Annotated in this window: 23 protein-coding genes; 8 read left to right on the top strand and 15 right to left on the bottom strand. The window is 63.1% G+C overall.

Going from position 1 to position 23,704, the window contains the following annotated elements; all coding sequences use genetic code 11:
• Window position 1: 1 nt before the first annotated feature.
• The 4 genes from BM400_RS17220 to BM400_RS17205 are packed head-to-tail and all read right to left on the bottom strand — an operon-like array spanning window position 2 to window position 4,441.
• Complete coding sequence (locus tag BM400_RS17220; RefSeq protein WP_089841073.1) at window positions 2-430, bottom strand: hypothetical protein; 429 nt, start codon at window positions 428-430, stop codon at window positions 2-4.
• 18 nt (window positions 431-448) lie between these two features.
• Window positions 449-1,645 (bottom strand): acetyl-CoA C-acyltransferase, encoded by a 1,197-nt coding sequence (locus BM400_RS17215; protein WP_089841070.1) that lies wholly within the window; start codon window positions 1,643-1,645, stop codon window positions 449-451.
• 24 nt (window positions 1,646-1,669) lie between these two features.
• Complete coding sequence (locus BM400_RS17210) at window positions 1,670-1,951, bottom strand: hypothetical protein (protein ID WP_089841067.1); 282 nt, start codon at window positions 1,949-1,951, stop codon at window positions 1,670-1,672.
• Window positions 1,952-1,966: 15 nt separating this feature from the next.
• A complete protein-coding gene (locus tag BM400_RS17205; RefSeq protein ID WP_089841065.1) occupies window positions 1,967-4,441 on the bottom strand; it encodes a 3-hydroxyacyl-CoA dehydrogenase/enoyl-CoA hydratase family protein in 2,475 nt (824 codons plus the stop codon).
• 157 nt (window positions 4,442-4,598) lie between these two features.
• On the opposite strand from BM400_RS17205, the gene BM400_RS17200 reads away from it, so the two are divergent.
• The 4 genes from BM400_RS17200 to BM400_RS17185 all read left to right on the top strand — a co-directional run bounded on the left by BM400_RS17200 (window position 4,599) and on the right by BM400_RS17185 (window position 9,329).
• Window positions 4,599-6,158 (top strand): M16 family metallopeptidase, encoded by a 1,560-nt coding sequence (locus BM400_RS17200; RefSeq protein ID WP_245781936.1) that lies wholly within the window; start codon window positions 4,599-4,601, stop codon window positions 6,156-6,158.
• Window positions 6,159-6,160: 2 nt separating this feature from the next.
• The gene (locus tag BM400_RS17195; protein ID WP_089841062.1) at window positions 6,161-7,636 is read left to right on the top strand and encodes a M16 family metallopeptidase; all 1,476 of its coding nucleotides are present in this window, start codon (window positions 6,161-6,163) and stop codon (window positions 7,634-7,636) included.
• 79 nt (window positions 7,637-7,715) lie between these two features.
• Complete coding sequence (gene ribA / locus BM400_RS17190; protein ID WP_089841059.1) at window positions 7,716-8,354, top strand: GTP cyclohydrolase II; 639 nt, start codon at window positions 7,716-7,718, stop codon at window positions 8,352-8,354.
• A gap of 15 nt (window positions 8,355-8,369) precedes the next feature.
• The gene (locus BM400_RS17185; RefSeq protein ID WP_089841057.1) at window positions 8,370-9,329 is read left to right on the top strand and encodes a TIGR01777 family oxidoreductase; all 960 of its coding nucleotides are present in this window, start codon (window positions 8,370-8,372) and stop codon (window positions 9,327-9,329) included.
• Between the two features lie 150 nt (window positions 9,330-9,479).
• Here BM400_RS17185 and BM400_RS17180 read toward each other — a convergent pair whose 3' ends face one another.
• Complete coding sequence (locus tag BM400_RS17180) at window positions 9,480-9,737, bottom strand: hypothetical protein (RefSeq protein WP_089841054.1); 258 nt, start codon at window positions 9,735-9,737, stop codon at window positions 9,480-9,482.
• 9 nt (window positions 9,738-9,746) lie between these two features.
• A complete protein-coding gene (locus BM400_RS17175) occupies window positions 9,747-11,528 on the bottom strand; it encodes a sodium:solute symporter family protein (protein ID WP_425432395.1) in 1,782 nt (593 codons plus the stop codon).
• A 281-nt stretch (window positions 11,529-11,809) separates the two neighbouring features.
• On the opposite strand from BM400_RS17175, the gene BM400_RS17170 reads away from it, so the two are divergent.
• Complete coding sequence (locus BM400_RS17170; protein WP_089841051.1) at window positions 11,810-12,157, top strand: hypothetical protein; 348 nt, start codon at window positions 11,810-11,812, stop codon at window positions 12,155-12,157.
• Window positions 12,158-12,268: 111 nt separating this feature from the next.
• On the opposite strand, the gene BM400_RS17165 is transcribed toward BM400_RS17170, so the two are convergent.
• The 5 genes from BM400_RS17165 to BM400_RS17145 form a co-directional block, all read right to left on the bottom strand.
• Window positions 12,269-13,201, bottom strand: a complete 933-nt coding sequence (locus BM400_RS17165) for a COX15/CtaA family protein (protein WP_089841049.1) — start codon at window positions 13,199-13,201, stop codon at window positions 12,269-12,271.
• A gap of 3 nt (window positions 13,202-13,204) precedes the next feature.
• The gene (gene proC, locus BM400_RS17160; protein WP_089841047.1) at window positions 13,205-14,059 is read right to left on the bottom strand and encodes a pyrroline-5-carboxylate reductase; all 855 of its coding nucleotides are present in this window, start codon (window positions 14,057-14,059) and stop codon (window positions 13,205-13,207) included.
• A gap of 70 nt (window positions 14,060-14,129) precedes the next feature.
• A complete protein-coding gene (locus BM400_RS17155) occupies window positions 14,130-15,932 on the bottom strand; it encodes a DUF885 domain-containing protein (protein WP_245781935.1) in 1,803 nt (600 codons plus the stop codon).
• A gap of 44 nt (window positions 15,933-15,976) precedes the next feature.
• Window positions 15,977-16,957, bottom strand: coding sequence for a sigma-54-dependent transcriptional regulator (locus tag BM400_RS17150; protein ID WP_089841041.1), 981 nt, complete (start codon window positions 16,955-16,957; stop codon window positions 15,977-15,979).
• Between the two features lie 143 nt (window positions 16,958-17,100).
• A complete protein-coding gene (locus tag BM400_RS17145; protein ID WP_089841039.1) occupies window positions 17,101-17,526 on the bottom strand; it encodes a BrxA/BrxB family bacilliredoxin in 426 nt (141 codons plus the stop codon).
• Window positions 17,527-17,616: 90 nt separating this feature from the next.
• Between BM400_RS17145 and BM400_RS17140 the strand changes: the two genes are divergently transcribed.
• The gene (locus BM400_RS17140) at window positions 17,617-18,642 is read left to right on the top strand and encodes a UDP-N-acetylmuramate dehydrogenase (RefSeq protein WP_089841037.1); all 1,026 of its coding nucleotides are present in this window, start codon (window positions 17,617-17,619) and stop codon (window positions 18,640-18,642) included.
• An 82-nt stretch (window positions 18,643-18,724) separates the two neighbouring features.
• On the top strand, window positions 18,725-19,153 hold the full coding sequence (locus BM400_RS17135) for a RidA family protein (RefSeq protein WP_089841034.1): 429 nt from the start codon (window positions 18,725-18,727) through the stop codon (window positions 19,151-19,153).
• A gap of 131 nt (window positions 19,154-19,284) precedes the next feature.
• Here the strand turns inward: BM400_RS17135 and BM400_RS17130 are convergent, their stop codons facing one another.
• Genes BM400_RS17130 through modA form a run of 4 tightly spaced genes read right to left on the bottom strand, consistent with a single transcriptional unit; the run spans window position 19,285 to window position 22,169 of the window.
• The gene (locus tag BM400_RS17130; protein WP_245781934.1) at window positions 19,285-20,046 is read right to left on the bottom strand and encodes an ATP-binding cassette domain-containing protein; all 762 of its coding nucleotides are present in this window, start codon (window positions 20,044-20,046) and stop codon (window positions 19,285-19,287) included.
• Window positions 20,039-20,707, bottom strand: a complete 669-nt coding sequence (gene modB / locus BM400_RS17125) for a molybdate ABC transporter permease subunit (RefSeq protein WP_089841029.1) — start codon at window positions 20,705-20,707, stop codon at window positions 20,039-20,041. The genes BM400_RS17130 and modB overlap by 8 nt, the downstream gene beginning before the upstream one ends.
• A 26-nt stretch (window positions 20,708-20,733) precedes the next feature.
• Window positions 20,734-21,453: a hypothetical protein gene (locus BM400_RS17120; protein WP_141223987.1), complete on the bottom strand. Its 720-nt coding sequence runs from the start codon at window positions 21,451-21,453 to the stop codon at window positions 20,734-20,736.
• 23 nt (window positions 21,454-21,476) lie between these two features.
• A complete protein-coding gene (gene modA / locus BM400_RS17115) occupies window positions 21,477-22,169 on the bottom strand; it encodes a molybdate ABC transporter substrate-binding protein (protein ID WP_281245521.1) in 693 nt (230 codons plus the stop codon).
• Window positions 22,170-22,393: 224 nt separating this feature from the next.
• Here modA and thrC point away from each other — a divergent pair, with 224 nt between their 5' ends.
• On the top strand, window positions 22,394-23,686 hold the full coding sequence (gene thrC / locus BM400_RS17110; protein ID WP_342714608.1) for a threonine synthase: 1,293 nt from the start codon (window positions 22,394-22,396) through the stop codon (window positions 23,684-23,686).
• The last annotated feature ends 18 nt before the right edge of the window (window positions 23,687-23,704 follow it).

Raw genomic sequence — 23,704 nt, 5'->3', positions numbered from 1 at the left:
CTTACTCACCTCCGCGACGACCAGATCGCGGTTCGAGGAAATCCGGCGGCCCAAGCTTTGGTGTTCGATCTTGAAAGAAAAGTTGGTAACTGGCCATCGCCATTTCAATAACATCCGTTAGAAAAATCATCCGCGAAGCAGACAGAGTGTCCGGCGGGGGTGAAAAAAAGACCAATAACAGAGGGAAATAGGCCGAGCCTGCAAGGAGGCAAATGCGAGCGGCAGCACTCTTCCACCGAAAACATGCCGTGCCGAACAGAAGCAGAAGGCTCGCGGTAAACGAAAGGCCGGCGAGCCAGTTTAGCTGGACGCTGCGGAAACCCGTTATGACCGCCACCATAAGCAAATACCACGACAAAAACAAAGAGCCGACGAACGTAACTGCCGTCCAGGGCCAATGCAGAATGTCGAGATGGGTCAGTTTGGCCATGGGTCGCATCAGACGTGCCTAATCGATCGCCTCGAAGATTCCAGCGGCGCCCATGCCTCCGCCGACGCACATCGTGACCATGCCGTACTTCGCTTTGCGGCGGGGCATGTCGCGGAGGAGGGTTGCGGTGAGTTTGGCTCCGGTGCAGCCTAGCGGGTGGCCGAGGGCGATGGCTCCGCCGTTTGGGTTCAGGCGGGCGGGATCGATGCCGAGGACCTTGATGATGGCCAGCGACTGGGCGGCGAAGGCTTCGTTCAGTTCGATGACGCCGATGTCGTCGAGGGTGAGGCCAGCCATCTTGAGGACCTTGGGGATGGCGTAGATGGGGCCGATGCCCATCTCCTCGGGGTCGCAGCCGGCGTAAGCGAAGGCTACGAAGCGGGCCAGGGGCTTGATGCCGAGCTCGTCGGCGCGCTTGCGGGACATGACGATGGCGGCGGCGGCTCCGTCGCTCGTTTGGGAGGAGTTGCCGGCGGTGACGGTGCCCTTGGCGTGGAAGACGGGCTTGAGGCGGGCAAGGGCTTCGAGGGAGGTGTCGGCGCGGGGGCCTTCGTCCTTCGAGAAGGTGGTTGTGGTCGGTTTGGTCTTGGACTTCTTGCCCTTCGCATCGTAGGACGGTGTGGCGGAGACGACTTCGATCGGGACGATCTCGTCGTCGAAACGGCCTTCGGCCTGGGCGGCTAGTGATTTTTGGTGGGACTCGTAGGAGAACTGGTCCATGGCTTCGCGGGTGATGCCGTAGTGAGCTGCGACGCGTTCGGCGGTGAGGCCCATGGACATGTAGGAGCCGGGGTAGTTCTCGACGAGCCAGGGGTTGACGGAGATCTTGTTGCCGCCGAAGGGGACGAAGGACATGCTCTCGGTGCCGCCTGCGAGGATGACGTCTCCGCCGCCACCCTTGATGCGGTCGGCCGCGAGCGCGATGGTCTGGAGACCGGAGGCGCAGTAGCGGTTGACGGTCATCGCGGAGGTGGTGATGGGAAGCCCGGCGCGGAAGGCGGCGATCTTGGCGACGTTCATGCCTTGTTCGGCCTCGGGCATGGCACAGCCCAGGATGACGTCTTCGATCTCGGCTTTATCGAGCTGGGGGATGCGGGCGAGCGCGCCCTGGATGGCGAAGGCGGCGAGGTCGTCCGGGCGCGTGGTGCGGAGGGTGCCGCGCGGGGCCTTGCCGATGGCGGTGCGGACTGCGGATGCGATGATGACTTCGTTCATTGGTACCTCAAAATCGGAGTGCGGTTATGGATTCACACCTTGCTTGCCGGGATGTAAATCGACCTGGACGCCATCGGTTCGGAGGCCATCGATGACCCGCTCCAGCATGGACTTCTCTTCGTCTTCAGTGAGTTTGATCGGGTTACCCGCAGCCTGGAATACATTTGGAAAGATGTATCCATCCTCGTAGGCGAATTGAAAGGAGCCTCTTTTGTCGGTATAGGTGACAGACCGATGTCGAATGGTTAACTCAGCACCGTCATCTGACTCGAGCTTTCCGAAGTACTTCCATCGCCTTTTGAACATGGCCGTTTCGGTCTCCTAGTTACGTAGGGGCTTACCGGTTTTGAGGGTGAAGGCGATGCGCTCCTGGGTCTTCTTCTCGCCGCAGAGGGAGAGGAAGGCTTCGCGTTCGAGGTCGAGGAGGTATTGCTCGGTGACCGGGGTGCCGGGGGTGACCTTGCCTCCGCAGAGCGTGTGGGCGACCCAGTTGGCGATCTTGGCGTCGTGGTCGGAGATGAACTGGCCCTCGCGCATGGTCCATACGGCCAGCTTGAGGGTGGCGAGGGCGTTTTCGCCGGGGGCGGGGATCGTTGTTTGGGCTACGGGCGCGGTGTAGCCTGCGGCGGCGATCGCGGAGGCGCGGGTCTTGGCGTCGGTGAGGAGGCGCTCGCGGTTCATGGTGATGTTGTCGGAGGGTTTGAGGAAGCCTAGAGTGCGAGCTTCGGCGGCGGAGGTGGAGACCTTGGCCATGGCTATTGTTTCGAAGTTTTTCTTGAGGGCTTCGAAGATTTCTACGCCCTCGCCACGGGCGTCGGGGCGGATGCTGGACCCGGCTTCGATGCTCTTGATGGTCATCTCCTTGCATCCGCCTCCGCCGGGGATGAGGCCGACGCCGGTTTCGACGAGACCCATATAGAGTTCGGCGTGGGGCTGGCGGGCTGCGGCGTGGAGGGAGATTTCGACGCCTCCGCCGAGGCACATGCCGTAGGGGGCGACGACGACCGGGCGAGGGCAGAACTTGATGGCCTGGGTCATGTTCTGGAACTGCTTCACGGCCATCTCGACCTCGTCCCACTCTTCCTCTTGCACGGAGAGCAACAACTGCATGAGGTTGGCACCGACGGAGAAGTTGGTGGAGTCGCCGGTGATGACGAAGGAGGAGAAGTTCTGGACTGCCTCCGAGGTGGGCTTGAGGTTCTGGGTGATGAATGTGACGATGTCGCCGCCGAGGGCGTTCATCTTGGAGTGGAGCTCGATAGCGGCTACGCCGTCGCCGAGATCGATGAGGCTGGCTCCGGCATTCTTCTTGGCTATACCGTGGCTCTTCTTGACCGTGGCGAGGGAGGAGACGCCTTCCGCGACCGGGACGGGCTTGTAGGTGGCGGTGAAGGGGTCGAAGAAGACGCGCCCTGAGGGTACGGTGGGGTCGTCCTTGTACCAGGTGGGGTTTTCCGAGGAGGCGAGGAGTTTTTCGACGTTGGCGGCGATGGGCTGTCCGGCTGCGCGCATCTTGTCGGTGGTGGCGCGGACGCCTGCGGCGTCGAACATCTCGAAGGGGCCAAGCTCCCAGTTGAAGCCGGTCTTCATGGCCTGGTCGATCTCGACGATGGAGCCGGCGGGCTCCTTGCCGGTATCGGCGACGCGGTTGGCGGCGTAGGTGAAGAGCTCGGTGAGGAGGGGCCAGTAGAAGGCGGCTGCCTTGTCGGATGTGGTGTCGGCGTGGAGGAGCTGGGGGATGCGGGCCTCGGTGCGCTCTACGTTCTTCGCCATTTCAAGGGCGGGGAACTTGGGGCGCATGGAGGGCTTGTAGTCGAGGGTCTGCCAGTCGAGGACGAGGCGGAGGTCGCGGCCATCCTTATCTTTGCCCTCCTTCTTATAGAAACCCTGCTTCGCCTTGTCGCCGAGCCACTTGTTTTCGATCATCTTGCCGATGAAGTCGGCGAGTCCTACATCCTGCCGCTCGTCGCCGATGGAGGCGGCCTGCTTGGCGAAGTTGGAGGCTACGTGGGCGAGGACGTCGACGCCGACGAGATCGCCGAGGCGGAAGGTGCCGGTCTTGGGCCAGCCGAGGGGCGATCCGGTGAGGGCGTCGACCTCTTCGATGGTGAGGTTCTGGGCCATCATGAGGCGGATGGCGTTGCCCATGGAGAAGGTGCCGATGCGGTTGGCGATGAAGTTGGGCGTATCGTGCGAGAGGACGATGGCCTTGCCGAGACGTTTCTCTGAGAAGAGTGAGACGGCGGCGATGTCTTCTGGGCTGGACTCGGCGGTGGGGATGATCTCGAGCAGGCGCATGTAGCGCGGGGGATTGAAGAAGTGGGTGCCGAACCAGTGGTGGCGCAGGTCGTCGGGGAAGCCGGCGACGATGTCGGCGATGGGGAGGCCGGAGGTGTTAGAGGTGATGATGGAACCGGGCTTGCGGTGGACCTGGACCTTTTCGAGCAGGCCGCGCTTGATGGCGAGGTTTTCGGCGACGACTTCGATGATCCAGTCGCAGTCGGCGATGAGGGCCATGTCGTCGTCGAAGTTGCCGAGGGTAATGAGGCGGGCCGAGTCTGGCGTGTAAAAAGCGGCGGGTTTGGACTTCTTCAGCCCGTCGAGCGCACCGAGCACGATCTTGTTGCGCTCGGGTTTGGAGGCATCGGCTGCGGTGCCGGGCGGGACGATGTCGAGCAGCACGACCGGCACGCCGGCGTTCGCGATGTGGGCGGCGATGCGCGAGCCCATGGTTCCGGCGCCGAGAACGGCGACCTTACGGATGTCTCTTTGCGATGTGGTGCCTGGGTTCGACATGGCTGCTGCGCTCTCCTGAAGCCCGTTTTACCGGACGGCTCGACTGTACTGAATGGTCATTCATTTCGTCAAGTGAAGCTTGCATGAAAAAGAACGTCGCTCACGTTCTCTTTTTAAATCCGTTATGGTTATGAGGTCTCATCCGGAGGTTTTCCCTTTGTTCAAGACGTACCGCTCTCTCCCCCCAACTCTGGCTCTGGCTGGCGCACTGGTGTTCGGTCTGGCAGGAACGCCGGTGGTTGCCCATGCTCAGGATCTGGCCAGTTTTGAAAAGCGCACCACGGTCAAGGTTTTGCCCAATGGTCTGACGATCCTGATCTGCGAACGTCCCGAGGCTCCCGTTTTCAGCTACTTCACGATGGTGGACGCAGGCTCCGCTGACGATCCGCAGGGTGCCAGCGGGCTGGCTCACATGTTCGAGCATATGGCCTTCAAGGGCACCAGCGAGATTGGCACGACGAACTATCCGGCAGAGAAGGTCGCGCTGGCCAAGGTGGAGATTGCCTACGCCGCCTACGACGCCGAGAAGCGCAAGCGCGTCGGACAGGATCCGAAGAAGCTGGCCGAGCTGAAGAAGACCTTCGACGCCGCGACCGATGCCGCGCAGAAGTATGTGATTCCCAACGCCTTTCCGCAGATCGCGGAGCAGAACGGCGCGGAGGGGCTGAATGCCTCGACCGGCGAGGATTCGACGCAGTACTTCTGGAGCATGCCTTCGAACCGGCTGGAGCTGTGGGCCTATATGGAGGCGAGCCGGATTGGCGACCCGGTGGAGCGTGAGTTCTACAAGGAGCGCGACGTGGTGCAGGAGGAACGCCGCATGCGTATCGACTCCTCTCCCGTTGGCCGAATGGTCGAGCAGTTTCTGGCGACCGCGTACGTAGCGCACCCCTATGGGCGCTCGGGCGTGGGCTGGGAGAGCGAAATCAGCCAGGTGACCGCGACCGAGGCCGCTGCCTTCCACAAGAAGTACTATGTGCCCGCGAATATCGTGATTGCGGTGGTGGGCGATGTGAAGGCGTCGACCGCGATGCCGATCCTGGTGAAGTACTTCGGCAAGATTCCCGCTGGACCGAAGCCCGAGCCGATGACGACGATTGAGCCGCAGCAGATGGCGGAGAAGAACGTCATCATCCACGATCAGGCGCAGCCCTTCTACCTTGAGGGCTATCACCGCCCGGACTACCGGGATCCCGATGATGCCGTCTACGATGCGATCACGGACATCTTCTCGAATGGCCGTACGGCGCGTCTGTACCGCACGCTTGTCCGCGACCAGCGCATTGCCGCCACAGCGCAGGGCTTCTCGGGCTTCCCCGGCGACAAGTTTCCGGGGCTCTTCGCGTTCTACGCCGTGCCGCTTCCGGGACATACGACGGATGAGGTGGCGGCCGCGATCCACAAGGAGATCGAGCGCCTGAAGACCGAGGATGTGACGGACGACGAGCTCGCGAAGTTCAAGACGCGCACTAAGGCTGATCGTCTGCGCGGTCTGGCGGACAACGCCGGTCTTGCGCAGCAGCTTGCCGACTACCAGACCAAGTTCGGCGACTGGCGCGCGATGTTCCGTGAGCAGGCCAAGGACGACGCCGTGACCAAGGCGGATATCCGCCGCGTGGCGAACCAGGTTTTCGTCGAGAGCAACCGCACCACGGCGCGCATCGAGTCGATCGTGCCCAAAGCCGCTCCAGCAGCGAAGAACGGAGCCGGACAGTAACGATGAAAAACCAAATTCTCTTCACCACTCTTTTTGCCCTTGCCGCAGTCGCAGGAGCCCAGGTTCCCGCTCCCAGGCCCGTTCCGGCAACCGCTGCCGTCCAGCCGTGGAAGAAGATTCCGATTCCTCCGCTGCATGACTTCAAGCCGGAGCAGCCGAAGAAGATCGTGCTGGACAATGGTCTGACGATCTTTTTGCAGGAGGATCACGAGCTTCCGTTCATCGACGGCACCATCCTGATCAAGGGTGGAAGTCGCGACGAACCTGCCGATAAGGTGGGGCTCGTCTCGCTGTATGGGCAGACCTGGCGCACCAGTGGCACCGCTGCCGTGGCGGGCGATGTGCTGGACGAGCGGCTCGCGATGAAGGCGGCGACCATCGAGACGGGAGGCGGTCTCGCGACCACTTCGCTGCGCTGGTCTTCGCTCAAGGAGGACTACGATACCGTTTCGGCGTCTGCCTTCGACCTGCTGCTCCATCCCGCGTTCAAGGCCGACAAGCTCGCGCTGGCCAAGCGTCAGCTTGAGGCCGGCATTGCCCGCCGCAACGATGATGCCGCAGGCATTGCCAGCCGCGCGGCCGTGCAACTCGCCTACGGCAAGCAGGGCCCCTACGGACGCCAGGCGGAGTTTGCCACGGTGGAGGCGGTTACGGTGGCGGATCTCTCAGCGTGGCACGACCGCACGCTGGCGGCCGGCGGCATGATCGTCGCGCTCGAAGGCGACTTCGACTCCGCGGCGATGGAGGCCAAGCTGCGGAGTGTCTTTTCGACGCTGCCCCGCGGTGAGGCGCTTCCGGCTGTGCCGAACCTGTTTCCGCCGCCGCATCCGGGCGTCTATTTCGTCGACAAATCGGATGTGGATCAGTCGAACGTGATCCTCGTCGGCCTCGGCACGGAGCGCAGCAATCCGGACTATTACGCGCTGAGCGTGATGAATGAGATCTTCTCGGGCGGCTTCGGCTCGCGTGTCTTCCAGACCGTGCGGACCAAGCTTGGCCTGGCGTATTCGGTGGGTGGAAGCTACGGCGCGTCGTACGATCACGACGGTCTGTTCGAGGTGCAGGCCGCCACGAAGAGCGCGTCGACGGTCGCGGCGACCAGGGCGATGATCGACGAGATCGGCAAGCTGAAGAGCGTGCCGCCCACGGCGACCGAGCTGAAAAACGCCAAGGACGACGTGCTGAACTCGTTCATCTTCCACTACGACTCCAAGGACAAGACGCTGGCCGAGCAGTTAACGCTCGCGCTCTACGGCTATCCGGCTGACTTTCTCGAGAAGTACAAGACGGGCATCGAGAAGGTGACGGCGGAGGATGTGACGCGCGTGGCGAACAAGTACATCGACGCGTCGAAGCTGGCGATTGTGATCGTTGGCAACGCACAGGAGATGGGGGGACCGCCATCGGCGCTTGGTCCGGTAACGAACCTGGACATCACGATTCCTCCCCCGCCTGCCCCTCCGGCGAAGAAGAAGTAGTGTCCGGTAACGAAGGAATGACAAACGTCCCGGGGCAGGTTGAATCCAACCGGCCCCGGGGGAATCTATAATAAGCAGAATGTCGTTCGAAACCATCACGAAGATAGCCGACGCGGACTTCCCGACAGCCTGGGGTCACTTCCGCATCCAGGGCTACGAAGGCGTCATCGCCAACCCCCTCCCCTGCAACGACGCGATCCCCGCACCCGCCGTCCGGATTGAATCCGCCGTGGCGCTGGTGATGGGCGATATCCACGCGGCTCCGCCCATCATTCGCATCCACTCGCAGTGCCTGACCGGCGATGTGTTCCATTCGCTGCGGTGCGACTGCCAGCAGCAACTGCACCAGGCGCTCGACCGCATCTCGTCCGAGGGCACGGGCATCCTGCTCTATGAGCAGCAGGAAGGGCGGGGAATCGGCCTGATGGCGAAGCTCCGCGCCTATGAGCTGCAGGACCACGGCCGCAACACCATCGAGGCCAATCTCGAACTGGGCTATGCCGCCGATTGCCGCCACTTTGAGCTGCCGGCCGAGATTCTGAAGTCGATGGGGCTGACTGCGGTGCGGTTGATCACGAACAATCCCGAGAAGGTCGAAGCGCTTGAGCTTGCTGGGATTCGCGTCGTGGAGCGGCTTTCCGCGACGGTGCCCCCGGCGCCGACCAATGCCGACTACCTGCGGACGAAGCAGGAACAGATGGGACATCTGGTCTCGTAGCGGTAGACTTTTCTCATGCGTATCGTTCTTCCCGGCGGTAGCGGACAGGTGGGTCAGATGCTCGCCCGGCATTTTCACGCGCGAGGGCATCGTGTCACCGTGCTGAGCCGTTCGGCGCATCCGTCGCCATGGAAGACGCTGTCGTGGGATGGGCGGACCACCGGAGACTGGGTCACGGCGCTCGAGGGCTCGGACCTTTGCATCAACCTGACCGGACGCTTCGTCAACTGCCGCTACAACCAGGCGAATCGTCGCGAGATCGTCGCTTCGCGGGTGGATGCGACGCGCGTTCTGGGCCAGGTCATCGCCGGACTCGACAGGCCTCCCGCCCTCTGGATGAATGCCAGTACGGCAACGATCTATCGTCATACGCTCGACACCCAGCAGCCGAACGATGAATTCACGGGCGTGCTGGGAGGCGGTGAACCTGGAGCGCCGGATACCTGGAACTTCTCCATCTCCGTCGCCAAAGCATGGGAGCAGGCCTTCGACGAGATCCCCACGCCGCGCACACGGAAGGTGGCGTTGCGGAGCGCTCTCACCTTATCGCCCGACCAAGGCGGCGTCTTCGATGTGTTGCTCGGCCTCGTCCGCCACGGTCTTGGAGGCACGCAGGGCAGCGGGAAGCAGTGGGTCTCGTGGATTCACGAGGTCGACTTCATCGCCGCGGTGGAGTGGATCGTCGGCCACCCGGAACTCGAGGGGCCAGTGAATCTGGCCGCGCCCAGCCCGATACACAATCGCGATTTTATGCGTGTGTTGCGTGAGACGTGTGGGGTGCGGATAGGGCTTCCCGCGCCCGCATTTCTTATCGAGATCGGAACGCGGTTCATGCAGACTGAGTCGGAGCTGGTGCTGAAGAGCCGCCGCGTTGTGCCAGGAAAGCTGATGCAGAGTGGCTTCGAGTTCCGTTTCGAAGACTGGCCCGGCGCTGCGAAGGAGTTGGTGAAGCGCTGGCGGGCACTGCAACGCTAGATTTCATGAAGACGTCTTGCGGCGCTGGTCTCTCAATCCGGTCTCACTTTGAGTTGCGCCGGACTCGCCCAAAAGTAGCCTGCCACAACGAGCGATGCGCACCTCCTGGAAGGGTGCGCATCGCTCGTTCGTGGTTTTAGAAAAGGCTGTTTAGCCCTTGCCGGGCCGAAACATCACGGTGTAGAAGCCACCGAACAGCGTCATCCCCAGCCCCCACCAGAACGCCCCATGATACTTTGCCAGAACGTTGGCAGGCAGGTCTCCTGCGACCGTCGCGACCGTTGGATGGGAGAACTCGTAGATGCCCTGGCCGAAGATAATGACGCCGCAACTGAGCATGAGGACGCCGACGAAGAACCAGATGGAGAGAGACTGCTCGGTGCTTGGATCTACTTCAGGATGCGACATGAGGTCTCCTTACCAGAGCCAGAGGTTGAGAATGAAGAGGACGGTGGCGACCACGATGGCCCAGAAGATCGGCTTCTGGTAGATCTTCGTCGAGCCGTCGTCGGGGATGATCGTCGAGCCGTAGACCAGGCCGACCAGCTTCTCTTCCGGGATGGGCTTGGTCAGGTAGCTGACGACGATGGTGACGATGACGCAGACGACCCACGACCAGAGCGCACGGTACAGGTTTGCGGCCATCGCCTGCACGCGGTCGATCGTATCGGCGCTCGCATGCGGCTGCAGGATCATGAAGCGGATGTTGGTCTTGTCATGCAGCACCATCAGCCACATGCCCACGGAGGATGCTGTTCCACATAACAGCCCCCAGAAGCCGCCGGCCTTGGTGGCGCGCTTCCAGAGCATCCCGAGGATGACGGTCCCGAAGAGCGGCGCAATGAAGAAACTGAACAGCTCCTGCACATAGTCCATGATCGAGGCCGCACCCATGACGAGGTATGCGGTGCCGATGGAGATCAGCATGCCGATGATCGTGCACCAGCGGCCCATCGAGACGTAGTGCGAATCCGAAGCCTTCTTGTTGATGTACGCGCCATACAGGTCGTAGGTCCAGACGGTGGAGAAGGCGCTGACGTTGCCCGCCATGCCTGACATAAAGCCCGCAATCAGAGCTGTGATGCCGAGGCCGAGGAGGCCCGGTCCGAGGTACCGCACCATCATCAGCGGAAGCACCTCGTTGAAGCTGTGCGCGCCGTGGTTGATGACCATATCCGAGCCATCGGGATAGAGCTGCATGATGTGGCCGCTGCCGTCCTTCAACAGTACCAGCGCCAGCAGGCCCGGGACGATGACGAAGAAGGGCACGAACATCTTGAAAGCCGCGCCGATGATGGGAGCAAACTGCGCCGCGCGCAGGTTGTTGGCCGAGAGCACACGCTGCACGACGAGGAAGTCCGTCGTCCAGTAGCCGAAGCTGATGACGAAGCCGAGGCCGAAGACGATGCCGGTCCAGTGCACGCCCATGGGATTGCCGCTGAAGCTGCCGAGCGTCGACCACATGTGCATGTAGCTGGGGTCGCCGACGCGGGCGATCATCTGCACCTTCAGGTTGGCCCATCCGCCCGCCTCGATGAGTCCGAGGATCGGGATGAGCGCGGCACCCGCCCAGATGAGCACGAACTGCAGCACTTCATTGATGATCGCCGAGCGCAGGCCGCCGAGCATCACGTAGATCGCGACCGTGATGGCACCGACCCAGATGGAGAAGTTGATGTCCCAGCCGAGGACGACCTTCATCACCAGGGCCATCGAGTACATGTTGACGCCCGACATCAGCACCGTCATGAACGCGAACGAGACGGCCGAGACCGCGCGGGCACCCTCGCCGAAGCGCAGTTGCAGGTATCCGGGGACCGAGTGTGTCTTCGAGATGTAGTAGAAGGGCATCATCACGATGCCGAGGAAGAGCATCGCTGGAATCGCGCCGATCCAGTACCAGTGCGCGGCCAGAATGCCGTACTGGTAAGCCGCGCCGGCCCATCCCATCAGTTCGAGCGACCCCAGATTGGCCGAGACGAAGCTGAGTCCGGCGATCCATGCCGACATCTCGCGTCCGGCCAGGAAGAACTCTTCGCTCGTGTTGGTCGAGCCTTTCACGTAGAAGCCGATAAAGATGACCATCGCGAAGTACAGCAGCAGAATCGCGATATCGACCGGGGCCAGGTGCGTTAGCTGTGTCGTCAGCATAAGCGCGCCCGGCAGGGAAAGCATGGGATGCAACAGTGCGGGGTCCATCACTCGATTCGGTCCTCGTTCTTCTTCCGGGCATGCGCCGCAGGTATGGCGGCAGGTTTCGCTTCTGGGAAAGAGCCCCAGACCTCAATCTAAAACGATTGATGCTGCGAGAAAACGTTTATCTTGGCTCGGAAAACTATACAGGGGCTAACGCACGAAAGCCAAGATGCTGTTTGTCCCATGTCTTTACCATCCGCCGAACGATATCATGCCAACCACGCAACGTTCGAGCCCTCTTTGGAATCAAACGGTGAGTAACCGCTTTCACAAGGAGATACACCATGCACGTTCGCTCAGTCGGCCGCCTTCTGCTTTGCTCTGCCCTTGCCCTCGGGCTTTCTTCCTCGGCTGCCTTTGCGCAGGCCGGCCAGGATATGAAGGACGCGGGCCACGCGACCAAGGATGCCGCCGTCGATACCGGCCACGCCACTAAGACCGTCGCCAAGAAGACGGCGCACGGCACCAAGAAGGTCTACCACAAGACCGCGCACGGCACGAAGGTCGCGGCTCACAAGACAGCCGACGGTGCCGAAGTAGTCGGACACGACACCAAGGTTGGCGCCAAGAAGACCTGGCACGCCACCGAGAACGTGGGCGACAAGGTTGCCGACAAGCCTGCCACACACTAAGAAGAAGCGATCAAAGAGCCCGGGACGCCAACGCGCCCGGGCTCTTTTTATGTCTGGGAATCGAGGGCCACAGCTCGCCTTTGAGAGGCGGCTTTCCAAGCGACTCCTCAGCTACAGGGAAGTCGTCTGCTTCTCCGGCCAGATCCAGGCGGCAGCCAGCACCACCAGTGCGATCCAGTAAAGATCCGCGCCCAGCAGATGCAACACCTGCATCCAGATCGGTGCGAGCAGCAGCACATCCACGATGCCGAGCACGGCCTGCAGACCGATCAGCCCGACCATGATCTGCCCGATGCGTGCCCTCGCCGGCAGACCCCGCACCAGCAGCAACACGCACGCCAGTCCAATCAGTGCGGACGCAGGATGCACCCAGCGCATCCGCACCAGCTCCGGCGAAGAGGCCGCGAAGTCGGAGAGCAGGCCGGCACGAAGGCTGGGGGAGGGGAAGAGCGTATCCGCCAGCGCGGCCAGCGAGCCCGTCGCACTGACCACCAGTGTGGCGAAAATCGCCGCGATCGCCGTCCCGCTCGAACCTTTTTCGGTCTCGATCGGATCGCGCTCTCGTAGGTACCAGGCGGTCAGCGTCAGCGCACCCATGAAGAGCATCGTGTTGGTGAGGTGGACGGACTGCGCAATCACCCGGCCCACGGAGATGTTGTCTTCCACATAATGCCGCAGAACCAGAAGCGCGCCCAGGGCCGCCTCGGTGACAAGGAAGAAGCCCGACCACAGCACAGCCGTCCGCGCCCGGTGCTTCTTGGGCGTCACGCGAAACGTGTAGACGCCAAGCGCCACCAGGAGCATCGTGCAAATGCCGGAAGTCGACCGGTGCGTGAACTCGATGACGGTGGCGAGCCGCGGATGGTGCGGGAAGAAGTCGCCGTTGCACAGCGGCCAGTTGGCCCCGCATCCTGCGCCGGAGCCCGTTGCCCGCACGACCGCGCCCCACAGCACGACCAGAATGAAGAATCCCAGCGTGATCCACGCCAGACGCGCGGCACCCCGTGTGCTGCGTTTTGCCGATATGACCGTTACGGTTCCCATCGTTTATCCGCCCGCCAGTTCCGCTGCCCTCTGCGTCGCGCGCTTCACGGCTTTGATCAGCGTGACGCGCAGGCCGCCCTCTTCCAGCTCCAGGATGCCGTCGACCGTGCAGCCCGCGGGCGTCGTCACGGCGTCCTTCAGCAGCGCGGGGTGGTAGCCCGTCTCGAGCACCATCCGCGCCGAGCCCAGCGTCGTCTGCGCGGCCAGCAGGGTCGCCACATCGCGCGGCAGGCCGACGTTCACGCCCGCCTCCGCCAGCGCTTCGATGATGATGTAGAGGAACGCCGGACCCGAGCCCGAAAGCCCCGTCACCGCGTCCATGTGCTTTTCATCGACGACGACGGCGCGGCCCACGGTCTGGAAGATCCGCATCGCGACGGCCATCTGCTCATCCGTGCAGAAGCGTCCCGCGCACAGCGCCGTTACGCCCGCAGAGATCATCGCCGGCGTATTCGGCATCGCGCGGATGACGCCCAGGTCGCACCCGGCGGCGTCTTCAATGGAGCGCGTCTTCACGGATGCGGCAATCGACACAATCAGCTTCTTCTCGTTGAGCACCGGACGGATCAAGTTCACCAGTGCCGGTACCTGGATCGGCTTCACGCCCAGCAGGATGACGTCCGCCTCGCGCGCCGCCTCGATGTTGTCGATGCCGATCTCCACGCCGAACTGCGCGGAGAGCGCCTGGGCGCGGTCCGGGTGCTGCACTGTGCCGCTGATCTGGTCCTTGCCGAACAGGTTGTTCTTCAGGAACGCCTGCAGCAGAATTCCGCCCATCTTGCCGGCGCCAAGCACCGCCACCTTCACGTTCGGCATTGCTGCTGCCGGAACTGCCGCCTGCTCAATCGTCTCGCTCATGGATTAACGCTATCAGAACGAACCGGCACCCGGTGCGGGCGGCGGTCACTTCCGGCAGGACAACAGAGCTCTAGTTCGCAGCCGGCGGGCCGCCGCCCTTTGCGACCCACGCGTCTACCTGGGCCTCCAGCGTATCCATCGGCAGCGCACCGCCGCCAAGCACCACGTCATGGAAGTCCTTCAGCTTGAACTTCGGCCCCAGCGCCTTCTCGGCCTTGGCGCGCAGCTCGAGGATCTTCATCTGGCCCATCTTGTACCCAAGCGCCTGGCCAGGCCACGCGATGTAGCGGTCTGTTTCGGCCTGAATGTTGGTCTCGTCGATCGCGGAGTGCTCATGGAAGAAGTCGATCATCTGCTGGCGCGTCCAGTGCTGCGAGTGAACGCCCGTATCCACCACCAGCCGGATCGCCCGCCAGATGTCCGCCTCCAGACGCCCATAGTCGCTGTAGGGATCCTGGTAGAAGCCGATCTCCTTGCCGAGACGCTCGCTATAGAGCGCCCAGCCCTCGGTATAGGCCGTGTAGTAGCTCTGCTTGCGGAACTCCGGCACGCCCGTCATCTCCTGCGAGAGGGCAATCTGCAGATGGTGCCCGGGAATGCCCTCATGGTAGGCCACCGCCTCCACGCCGGCCAGCGACCGTTCCGTAGCGTTGTACAGATTCACATTCACGCGTCCGGGACGCTTGCCGTCGGGCGATCCCTGCTCGCAGTACGCCGCAGCCTGATCCTTCTCCGCATACTCCGGCACCCGCACGACCTCCAACGGAGCCTTGGGCAGCCTGCCAAACAGCTCCGGCAGCTTCGGCGCCATGCCGTTGATGTACCCGCGATACGCCGCCAGCAGGGCATCGCCGCTCGCCGGATGCAGCTTGGGATTCGCCTTCAACGCCGCACCAAACGTCTTCAGATCGCTGAAGCCCAGCTTCTTCGCGATCACCAGCATCTCGGCCTCGTCGCGCTTGACCTCATCCAGCCCTATCTGGTGAATCTCCGCCGCGCTCTTGTTCAGCGTCGTCGACTGCTTGATGCGAAAGGCATAGTAGGCGTCGCCATCCGGCAGAGCCCACGCGCCCGGATCTTTCCGGCCCGCCGGAACATACGTGTACTGGACAAACTTCGCGAAGCGCACGTACGTCGGCAGCACCGACGTCTCGATCGCGTCCATCACATCCGCTGCGATCCGCTTGCGATCCGCCTCTGCGATGCTCGCCGGGAACTTCTTCAGCGGCCCCGCAAACGGGCTCGCCTCGGCCTTCTGCATGGCAATGGACTCCACCTGCTTCTGCACTTTTTCCAGGATGTACTTCGGCGGAACCCGGCCCTCATCGATTCCCAACTGGATGTCCGTCATCACCTGCGAGAAGACCACGGGAAACTTCTTCAGACGCGTGACGTAGTCGTCGTAGTCCTTCACCGTATCGAATGGAAGCTGCGCCACCAGCATCGGCAGTGAGGTATGGATGCCGTTGAACTGGTTCACCGGCATCTCCCACTCCTTGAACCGCGCCGAGTCCTGGTCTTCGATCAGGGAGCGCAGCAACAGATCCGCTGAGAGCTTCACCTGCACCGGCAATCCGGCCGTATCGACCTCGGCCAGCCGCGCGATGAAACCCTGCTCCCGCTCATACCCGGCGTTGATTGCCTTCACCGAGTAGTCGGAAAGCTGGTCGTTGTAGCGCTTGTCACCGAGCGTCGAGGCCCACTCCGGCGCGTGCTTCATCTGGTCCTGCCAGTAATCGTCGAAGATCTTGTTCAGCGTGGCCGTGCGCGCCGCGACGGTGGTGGCCTGGGCACTCGCAAACGGAGTACCGGCGGACGCAAGCAGAACGGCAGACAAACCAACACTCGAAAACGACTTCTTCAACAGGTTCAAAGGGAGCTCCTGACACATTAGACGACTCCCCAAGTGTAACGTCCTCAGCCCGGGCCGTACCCCTGCCCCACACACGTTTCGAGCATCCGGTAGAGCGTCGACCGGCTGATCCCCAGCACCTCCGCCGCCCGCAGCTTGTTGCCCCCACAGCGCGTCAGCACGCCCAGCACATGCTGCTGCACGACATCCTCCAGGCGTTCCATGCTGCCTGCGGGATCGGGTCCATCGTTTGCCTCCAGCAGAACCGGCAGATGCGCCGCCTCCATCACCGGCGCTCCATCCGCAGTCCGTGCCGCGTCCCAAAGCGCCTTCTCCAGCTCCGCGATATCGCCCGGCCAGGTATGCGCCTTCATCCGTTCCAGGGCTTCGTCGCTCAGCGTCAACCCCGCCCCGCGCAGCACCTCCTGGATCACCGCCTCCAGATCCTCGGGCCGCGCATGCAGCGGAGGCGCCGCGATCTCCACCCCCATCAGCCTCTGCGCCAGATCCGGCCGAAACTGCCCCGTGATCCCCATCGTCCGAAGATCGCGATGCGTCGCGGCGACCACACGAATCCGCCTCCGCGCCGCCCATATCCGCAGCAAAGCCCCCTGCAACGCCGGGGGAACCTCGCCCACATCGTCCAGAAACAGCGTCCCTCCAATGGCCGGACCGCCAACAGCCTCGAGCACCGCCCGCCCATCCTCGCGGAGCATCGCTTCCGCCAGGGCCGTCGCCTCGCAGGCTACAAATTCGCCGCCCGCGCAGGGGCTGAACGCGTGCAGCATGCGCGCTATACCGACCTTTGCCGTTCCCTGCGGGCCTGTCAGCAGAGCCGTGCGGTAGTACGGCGCAATGCGTGTGATCTGCGAACGCAGCCGGGCCACCGCGGCGCTGCTGCCGGCCACCGCTGGCCCAAAACAAGCCTCGCTCTGTGCCCGCGGCCGCCGCAACGCATTGACCGGCGTCTCGTCCTCCGCGTGCCTGGAGGCCGGATCGCCAAAGCGGGAAGGGGAGTGTACGGGGCCTGTTCGGAAGGTATTCATCGCAACCTCCTTATCGGCACAATCTCCGTGAGGTTGAACGCTGCCAAACGCGGAACGGCCCGGAGAGGTCCCCTCCGGGCCGTTCTTCTCTTGCAAAGGAACATCCGAGCCGGCCAACGGAAGACCCGTCCGGCTGGACGGTCTTAGGCGGAAGCTTTCACGCAGTACGTATCGAACGCACGCGCCAGTTCCTGCGCAATCGCCGGAGCGGTCGAGGTCTCGATCGCCGAGCGCTGCATCAGGTACACGAGCTGCCCGTCGCGCAGAATCGCGATCGCCGGCGAAGTCGGCGGATGTCCGCCGAAGTAGCCGCGAGCCTTTTCGGTCGCTTCGCGGTCCTGGCCTGCAAACACCGTCACCGCGTGGTCCGGCTTGGTGCTATGCTGCATCGCCATCCGGACGCCCGGACGCATCTTGCCTGCCGCGCAACCGCAGATCGAGTTCACCACAAGCATCGTGGTCCCCGGCTGTGCCACAGCCGTATCAACCTCAGCCGCCGTACGAGCTTCGCTCACACCCGCGCGCGTCAACTCTTCGCGCATCGGAATCACCATAATCTCTGGATACATCGTTGAACCCTCCGGGGTTAATCTAGCCGTCAACAGCAATTCTACTCTGTGGCGCGTTCAGCCGCCACGTATGCAATAACCTACACCTAGATGCTCCAGATTCAGGAACAGATTCGTCTCGGCCCACACACCACCCTCCGGATAGGCGGCCCCGCCCGCTTCTACGCCGAAATCGCGACGGAAGCCGAGCTCGTCGAGGCCCTCGAATACGACGGCCCCCTCTTCATCCTAGGCGGCGGCTCCAACCTGCTGGTGCCGGATGAAGGCTTTCCAGGCCTCGTCCTGCACCTCGCCATCACCGGGCCAATCGTGACGCGGGAGAACGAAGTCGAAGTGCCCGCCGGAACCGAGTGGGACGCGTTGGTGCTGCATCTCTGCCGGCAGGGACGCAGCGGCATGGAATGCCTCGCCGGCATCCCCGGCCTCGTCGGCGGCGCCCCCATCCAGAACATCGGTGCCTACGGCCAGGAAGCTGCCGAGACCATCCACTCCGTCCGCGCCTACGACCGCGAGAGCAAGAAGTTCGTCACCCTTCCGCGCGAAGCCTGCCGCTTCGCCTACCGTTCCAGCCTCTTCAACACCACGGCCCGCAATCGCTACATCGTCACGCAGGTCACGTTCGCCCTCGACCCCGAAGTGAAGCCCAATCTCACCTATGCCGACCTCCGCAAGCACTTCGGCCCCGACGCCACGCCGGCCCCGCTTGAGGTCTACCACGCCGTCCGCGCGATCCGCGCCGCCAAGGGCATGCTCCTCGTCGAAGGCGACCCCGACTGCCGCAGCGCGGGCAGCTTCTTCAAGAACCCGGTCGTCCCCCCGTTCGCACTCGCTCCCATCGCCGCTGCGCTTGCCATCCCGGAAGAAAGGATCCCCCGCTACCCGGCCTCCGGCGGCAACCTCAAGCTCCCCGCCGCGTGGCTCCTCGATCAGGCCGGCTTCCACAAGTCCTTTGCGCTGGGAGAAGCGGGTATCTCCTCGAAACACACCCTCGCGCTCATCAACCGTGGCCACGCTACGTATGCCGATATCGCCGCCCTCCGCGCCCTCATCGTCGAAACCGTCGCGACCCGCTTTGGCATCACTCTGGAACAAGAGCCTGTCGAGCCCCACGTCTAGGTCATTCCTCCTACCACCGGTTTTTCGAACGCGCCTCGAAGATGAGACCATCTCCGAGTAGCCCCAACACAGGAGACACACGATGAAGAAGTTCGCCCTCTCGCTCGCCGTCCTGGCCCTCGCCACCGCCGCCCCCGCTTTCGCCCAGAACAAGGCCATCGGCTTTACCCCGGGCGCGCCCTTCAGCGAGGGCTACATCGCCGGCAAGACCCTCTACGTCGCCGGCCAGCAGGGCCCCGACGCCAACGGCAAGGTCACCGGCACCGACATCGCCTTCCAGACCGAGAGCACCATCAAGCGCATCCAGAAGACCGTCGAGCAGGCCGGCTTCAAGATGACCGACATCGTCTCGGTTACGGTTTACGTTACGGACCTCGCTGACGTGCCCGCCATGAACGAGGTGTACAAGAAGCTGATGCCGAACCCGAAGCCCGCGCGCGCCACCGTCAAGGTTGCCGGCCTCATCGGCGATGCCAAGATCGAGATCTCCGCCATCGCCGTCAAGCAGTAGCCGCCGTTCCGGTCCTCCCGTGAGTCGGCGGGGAAATTCCAAGCCGACCAACGGGAGGCACACGCGAAGCCCAATATGCGTCACGAAGTGACCGCCCCGCGCGCAGCGGGTTCGTCCGGCAGGAGAGGTTGTTAGCCTTTCAATAGACGCATCAGCCTCGCCCGCTCTTCGCCCAGCACCTCGGACGCCGGTCCCTGCGCGACGATCCGCCCGTCCTCCATCCGAATCACCTCAGCTCCCGACGCGAATACCTCGCCCACATCGTGCGTCACGTGCAGGACGGGCGTCTGGTGCGCGATCGGCCACCCCTTCAGGTCGGCCATCAACGCACTGCGCAGGCCCGCATCAAGCGCATTGAATGGCTCATCGAGGAGCAGTGCCCGCCCTTCCTCAGCCGCCAGGCACTGCGCCAGAGCCACACGCTGCCTCTCGCCACCGGAGAGCTCGGACGGCATCTTTGATTCCATCTCCGTCACGCGACACAGCGCCAGCACCTCGCGCACAAGACGAGTCCTGTAAGTCGACGAGTCGGACCCTTTTACCGCCATCATGTCCAGCGGCTTCAAGCCGTAGAAGACGTTGCGCGCCACATTCCAGTGCGGAAGCAGAGGAGCCTGCTGCGCCACCAGTCGAACCTTCCTCTGCCATGTGGGCACGTCAATGCCGACGTCGGAGTCCAGCAATACGTCCGAGCCACCGCTGACGATGCGCCCCCAATCGGGCCGTTCCAGCCCCGCGATCACGCGCAGCACCGTGCTCTTGCCGGCGCCCGAGGGAGCGAACAGGATCGTCCACGGGCTGGTCAGCGAAAACTCGATCTCGAGCGCAAGCCCGCCGATCCGGTGCCGGAACGATACATCCAGCCGGGGGCCGTTCCACACGGTCTCAGACAAGGGCGCGCCCCCTTCGATCCTGCCTGCCATAGAGCATGGCAAGGGCCGCGAACGCGACCAGCAGAAGCACAAGCGCCGTGCGGTTCGCCTCGCTGTATCGGCCGTCCTGCACCTGGTCGTAGAGCGCAATCGACATGGTTCTTGTCGCCCCGGGAATGTTGCCGCCCAGCATCAGCACCACGCCAAACTCACCCACCGTATGGGTAAAGGCAAGCACGGCGGCGGTCAACACGGAGCGCTTCGCGAGCGGATAGGTGATATCGCGGAAGACGCGGGCGGGCGGCTTGCCCAGCATGCTGGCCGTCTCGCCGAATCGCGGATCGACCGCCGCAAATCCGGCCACCATCGGCTGCACCGCAAAGGGCAGGGAATAGAGCATCGACCCCACCACCAGCCCTGAAAAACTGAACGCCAGCGGATGGCCCAGCAGCCGGATCAAGCCGCGCCCCACCGGGGTCAAAGGCCCGAGATCGACAAGAAGATAGAAACCGAGCACCGTGGGCGGAAGCACAAGCGGCAAGCCCACCAGCGCCTGCACCATCGCCCGCAGCCAGCCACCGCCGCCGGCCAGCCATCGCGCCAGCGGAATCGCGACCCACATCAGCAGCGCGGTCGTCACCGCCGCGAGCTTCGCCGTCAGTATGACCGCTTCCCAGTCCATACCAAGCAGTGTACCGAGTGTGGGTGCTACTTTTTCGTCCCCATCAGGTCGGCCATCACATTCCGATTTCCCTCTGCATCATCCCGCATCAGGATCAGGATCGCGCCCACCCGGGACGCCCCCATGTACACGGAATCGATATAGATCGAATGCGCCATGGTCTCGATCAGCCGGATCTCCTCGCCGCGCTTCAGGTCTCCCTTGGTCTGCACGGTGGACTTCAGCACCTTGCCCGATCCCTGTTCCTCTTCATAGGCCTTCGCCAACTCATCGAGGTGCGGCGTCATGCCCATTGAGATCCGCACCATGCGAAACCGCGTCTCTCCCGGGTCTGTGACCAGAAGAATGTTGTCCGTGCTGTACGTTCCCTTGCCCGTTCCCATGGCCAGCTTCACGCTGCCGCAGCGGAACTTCGACATGTCGTCGAAGAAAAGGGCCTTGCCCTTCATCCCCAGGTAGTCGTTGTTGTCGTACTTGTCCTGGTTGTAGTTCTTGAAGGTGGTGGAGGGCTTCTCGATTCCTTTGAAGTCGCAGACGTCCGTCCGCGCGTCGAGCGAGCCATCCTGCGCGGGGTCCACCGCGTCCGAAACCGCCGTTGTCGCCGCCTTCTGCGTCTCGCTCGACGCCACCGGACTCGTCGTGGTCGCGGTCTCTTCCATCACGGGCTGCTCCGTAGCTCCCTTTGCCTTGCAACCCAGTAGCACTACGGCCAGGAACGTTGAAATGACGGCATATCTCAAATGCATTCTTAACGCTCTCCTCGTGAAAGTTAGTGCGTGTCCACTGGTTCCAGCCCAAAGTCTTTCAACTTATCCTGGACCTCGCTTGATCGCACCCAGTCGAGAAACGCCGTGGCCTCCGCCTTATGCTCGGCATTCTTCATCACCACGCCGTACTGCAGAATCTCCGGATACGCCTTGGGCACCAGCACATAGTTCCCGATCTCCTTCATCTGCGGCGAACTCGCCAGGGTCAGCGAGACAAACCCCATCTGCGCATTGCCCGACACCACAAATTGAGCCGTCTGCGCCACATTCGGTGCCGACACCAGCTTCGGCCCCACGGCTTTCATCAAATCCAGCTTGTTCATCGCGGCATATGCTGCCCGCCCGAACGGTGCCTGAAACTGGTCCGCGACCGCCACCTTCGTTACCTTCGAATCGGTCAGCGCCTCCATATGCAGCGGGTTGAATCCTGAATCCTTCCGCGTAAACAGCACCAGCGTCCCCTTGGCGTAGCGCAACGGAGCCGGTGTCGCCGCCAACCCAGCCGCCACAACCTTCTCCGGAAAGACGAAATCCGCGCCGAGAAACACATCGAACGGAGCGCCATTCACGATCTGTTCCGCCAGCGTCGCAGAAGACCCGAACGACACCGAAAGCTTCACACCTGTTTTCTTTTCATACGCATAGGCGAACGCGGGCATCACCGGCTGCAGGTCGCTCGCCGCCGCAACTTTGATGGTGGTCTGCGCGAAAATTTGTCCCGAAAAAAGCCCGGCAAACAGGACAAATGCCCCAGCGAGCCTTGGAACACGCAGCCCGGTACGGTAACCTAGACAGAAAGAGATCAGGCGAGAATATGAGTTCAGCACACCAGTTACGATGCACAGACTGCGGCGATCGGATACCCGGCGCAAGCGCAGCCAGCGATTTCCGCTGCCTCCTTTGTGGCGGCTTGTATGAAGTGGTTTATCCGTGGTCACCCGGCAACTCCTCTTCCGATCTTACCGACGCGGCGGCAGCCCGTCTTCCGAACCCATCGGCCCTCCGCTACCTCTGGGCAGAGCGCCGCACGTCCACGATGGCCATCGATCAGTCGGGCGTCTGGCGCTTCCGCGACGTCTTCCCCATCCTCGACGACGCCAACAAGGCCGTCACCCTCCGCGAGGGCAACACGCCCCTCTACGACCTGCCGCGCAACGCCAAGGCCCTTGGTCTCGACTTCCTGCTCGCCAAGCACCAGGGCATGAACCCCACCGGCTCCTTCAAGGATTGCGGCATGACCTCCGCCCTCTCCGTCGCCCGCGAACGCGGCTTCGAGTGGGTCGCCTGCGCGTCAACGGGGAATACGAGCGCCGCGATGGCAGCCTATGCCGCCCGTGCGGGGCTTCGTTCGATTGTTTTCATCCCCGAAGGCAAAATCGCCTGGGGCAAGCTCTCCCAGTCCATGGACTACGGTGCCCTCACCGTCCAGCTCCGCACTGACTTCGACGGCTGCGTGCGCGTCCTCACCGACCTCGTCAAGCGCTTCCCCATCTACCTCCTCAACTCCGTGAACCCCTACCGCCTCGAAGGCCAGAAGACCCCCGCCTTCGAGATCGCCGAGCAGCTCGACTGGCAGGTCCCCGAGCACATCGTCGTCCCCGGCGGCAACCTCGCCAACTCCGCCGCGCTCGGCAAGGGCTTCCTCGAGATGCACCACCTCGGCCTCATCAACAAGGTTCCCGTCATCTCCGTCATCCAGGCCCAGGGCGCCAACCCCCTCTACCGCTGGTTTACCGACTCCAACCGCATCATGAAGCCGGTCGAAGCCAACACCCGCGCCACCGCCATCCGCATCGGCAATCCCGCAAGCTGGCGCAAGTCCGCCGCCATCATCGAGAAGCTCGGCGGTTGGTGCGAGCAGGTCTCCGAGCAGGAGATCGCCCTCGCCAAGGCCCAGATCGGCGCTGAAGGCATCGGCTGCGAGCCCGCCTCCGCGGTCACCCTGGCCGGCCTCAAGAAGCTTGTCGCCGCCGGCCGCGTCCAGCCCGAGGAGCGCGTCGTCCTCATCCTCACCGGCCACACCTTGAAGGACTCCGCCTACACCATCGACTATCACCGCGACGAGCTCTTCACCGACGCCGAGCGCGCGCAGCTCAGCCCGGAACAGGCCGCCGAACACGCCGCCCTGCGCAAGCCGCCCATCGTCCTCGACCCGGACACCGACACCGTTATCCGCACCCTCGAAGCCCATATGGCCCTGCAGCCCGCATAAACCGGCCAGCTCCATCCA

The sequence above is a fragment of the Granulicella pectinivorans genome (assembly GCF_900114625.1).
GTDB classification, from domain to species: Bacteria; Acidobacteriota; Terriglobia; order Terriglobales; family Acidobacteriaceae; genus Edaphobacter; species Edaphobacter pectinivorans.
The sequence above is the reverse complement of the archived record's forward strand: the minus strand, read 5'-3'. Positions and strand labels throughout refer to the sequence as shown.

Excerpts from the sequence above, each read along its gene's own strand:
- BM400_RS17220 (WP_089841073.1), bottom strand. The coding sequence starts at position 430 with ATGGCCAAACTGACCCATCTCGACATTCTGCATTGGCCCTGGACGGCA.
- BM400_RS17120 (WP_141223987.1), bottom strand. The coding sequence starts at position 21,453 with ATGCATTTGAGATATGCCGTCATTTCAACGTTCCTGGCCGTAGTGCTA.
- BM400_RS17165 (WP_089841049.1), bottom strand. The coding sequence starts at position 13,201 with ATGGGAACCGTAACGGTCATATCGGCAAAACGCAGCACACGGGGTGCC.
- BM400_RS17185 (WP_089841057.1), top strand. The coding sequence starts at position 8,370 with ATGCGTATCGTTCTTCCCGGCGGTAGCGGACAGGTGGGTCAGATGCTC.
- BM400_RS17205 (WP_089841065.1), bottom strand. The coding sequence starts at position 4,441 with ATGTCGAACCCAGGCACCACATCGCAAAGAGACATCCGTAAGGTCGCC.
- proC (WP_089841047.1), bottom strand. The coding sequence starts at position 14,059 with ATGAGCGAGACGATTGAGCAGGCGGCAGTTCCGGCAGCAGCAATGCCG.
- BM400_RS17175 (WP_425432395.1), bottom strand. The coding sequence starts at position 11,528 with ATGGACCCCGCACTGTTGCATCCCATGCTTTCCCTGCCGGGCGCGCTT.
- BM400_RS17170 (WP_089841051.1), top strand. The coding sequence starts at position 11,810 with ATGCACGTTCGCTCAGTCGGCCGCCTTCTGCTTTGCTCTGCCCTTGCC.
- BM400_RS17215 (WP_089841070.1), bottom strand. The coding sequence starts at position 1,645 with ATGAACGAAGTCATCATCGCATCCGCAGTCCGCACCGCCATCGGCAAG.
- BM400_RS17180 (WP_089841054.1), bottom strand. The coding sequence starts at position 9,737 with ATGTCGCATCCTGAAGTAGATCCAAGCACCGAGCAGTCTCTCTCCATC.
- BM400_RS17195 (WP_089841062.1), top strand. The coding sequence starts at position 6,161 with ATGAAAAACCAAATTCTCTTCACCACTCTTTTTGCCCTTGCCGCAGTC.
- ribA (WP_089841059.1), top strand. The coding sequence starts at position 7,716 with ATGTCGTTCGAAACCATCACGAAGATAGCCGACGCGGACTTCCCGACA.
- BM400_RS17210 (WP_089841067.1), bottom strand. The coding sequence starts at position 1,951 with ATGTTCAAAAGGCGATGGAAGTACTTCGGAAAGCTCGAGTCAGATGAC.
- BM400_RS17145 (WP_089841039.1), bottom strand. The coding sequence starts at position 17,526 with ATGTATCCAGAGATTATGGTGATTCCGATGCGCGAAGAGTTGACGCGC.
- BM400_RS17150 (WP_089841041.1), bottom strand. The coding sequence starts at position 16,957 with ATGAATACCTTCCGAACAGGCCCCGTACACTCCCCTTCCCGCTTTGGC.
- BM400_RS17135 (WP_089841034.1), top strand. The coding sequence starts at position 18,725 with ATGAAGAAGTTCGCCCTCTCGCTCGCCGTCCTGGCCCTCGCCACCGCC.
- modB (WP_089841029.1), bottom strand. The coding sequence starts at position 20,707 with ATGGACTGGGAAGCGGTCATACTGACGGCGAAGCTCGCGGCGGTGACG.
- BM400_RS17140 (WP_089841037.1), top strand. The coding sequence starts at position 17,617 with ATGCTCCAGATTCAGGAACAGATTCGTCTCGGCCCACACACCACCCTC.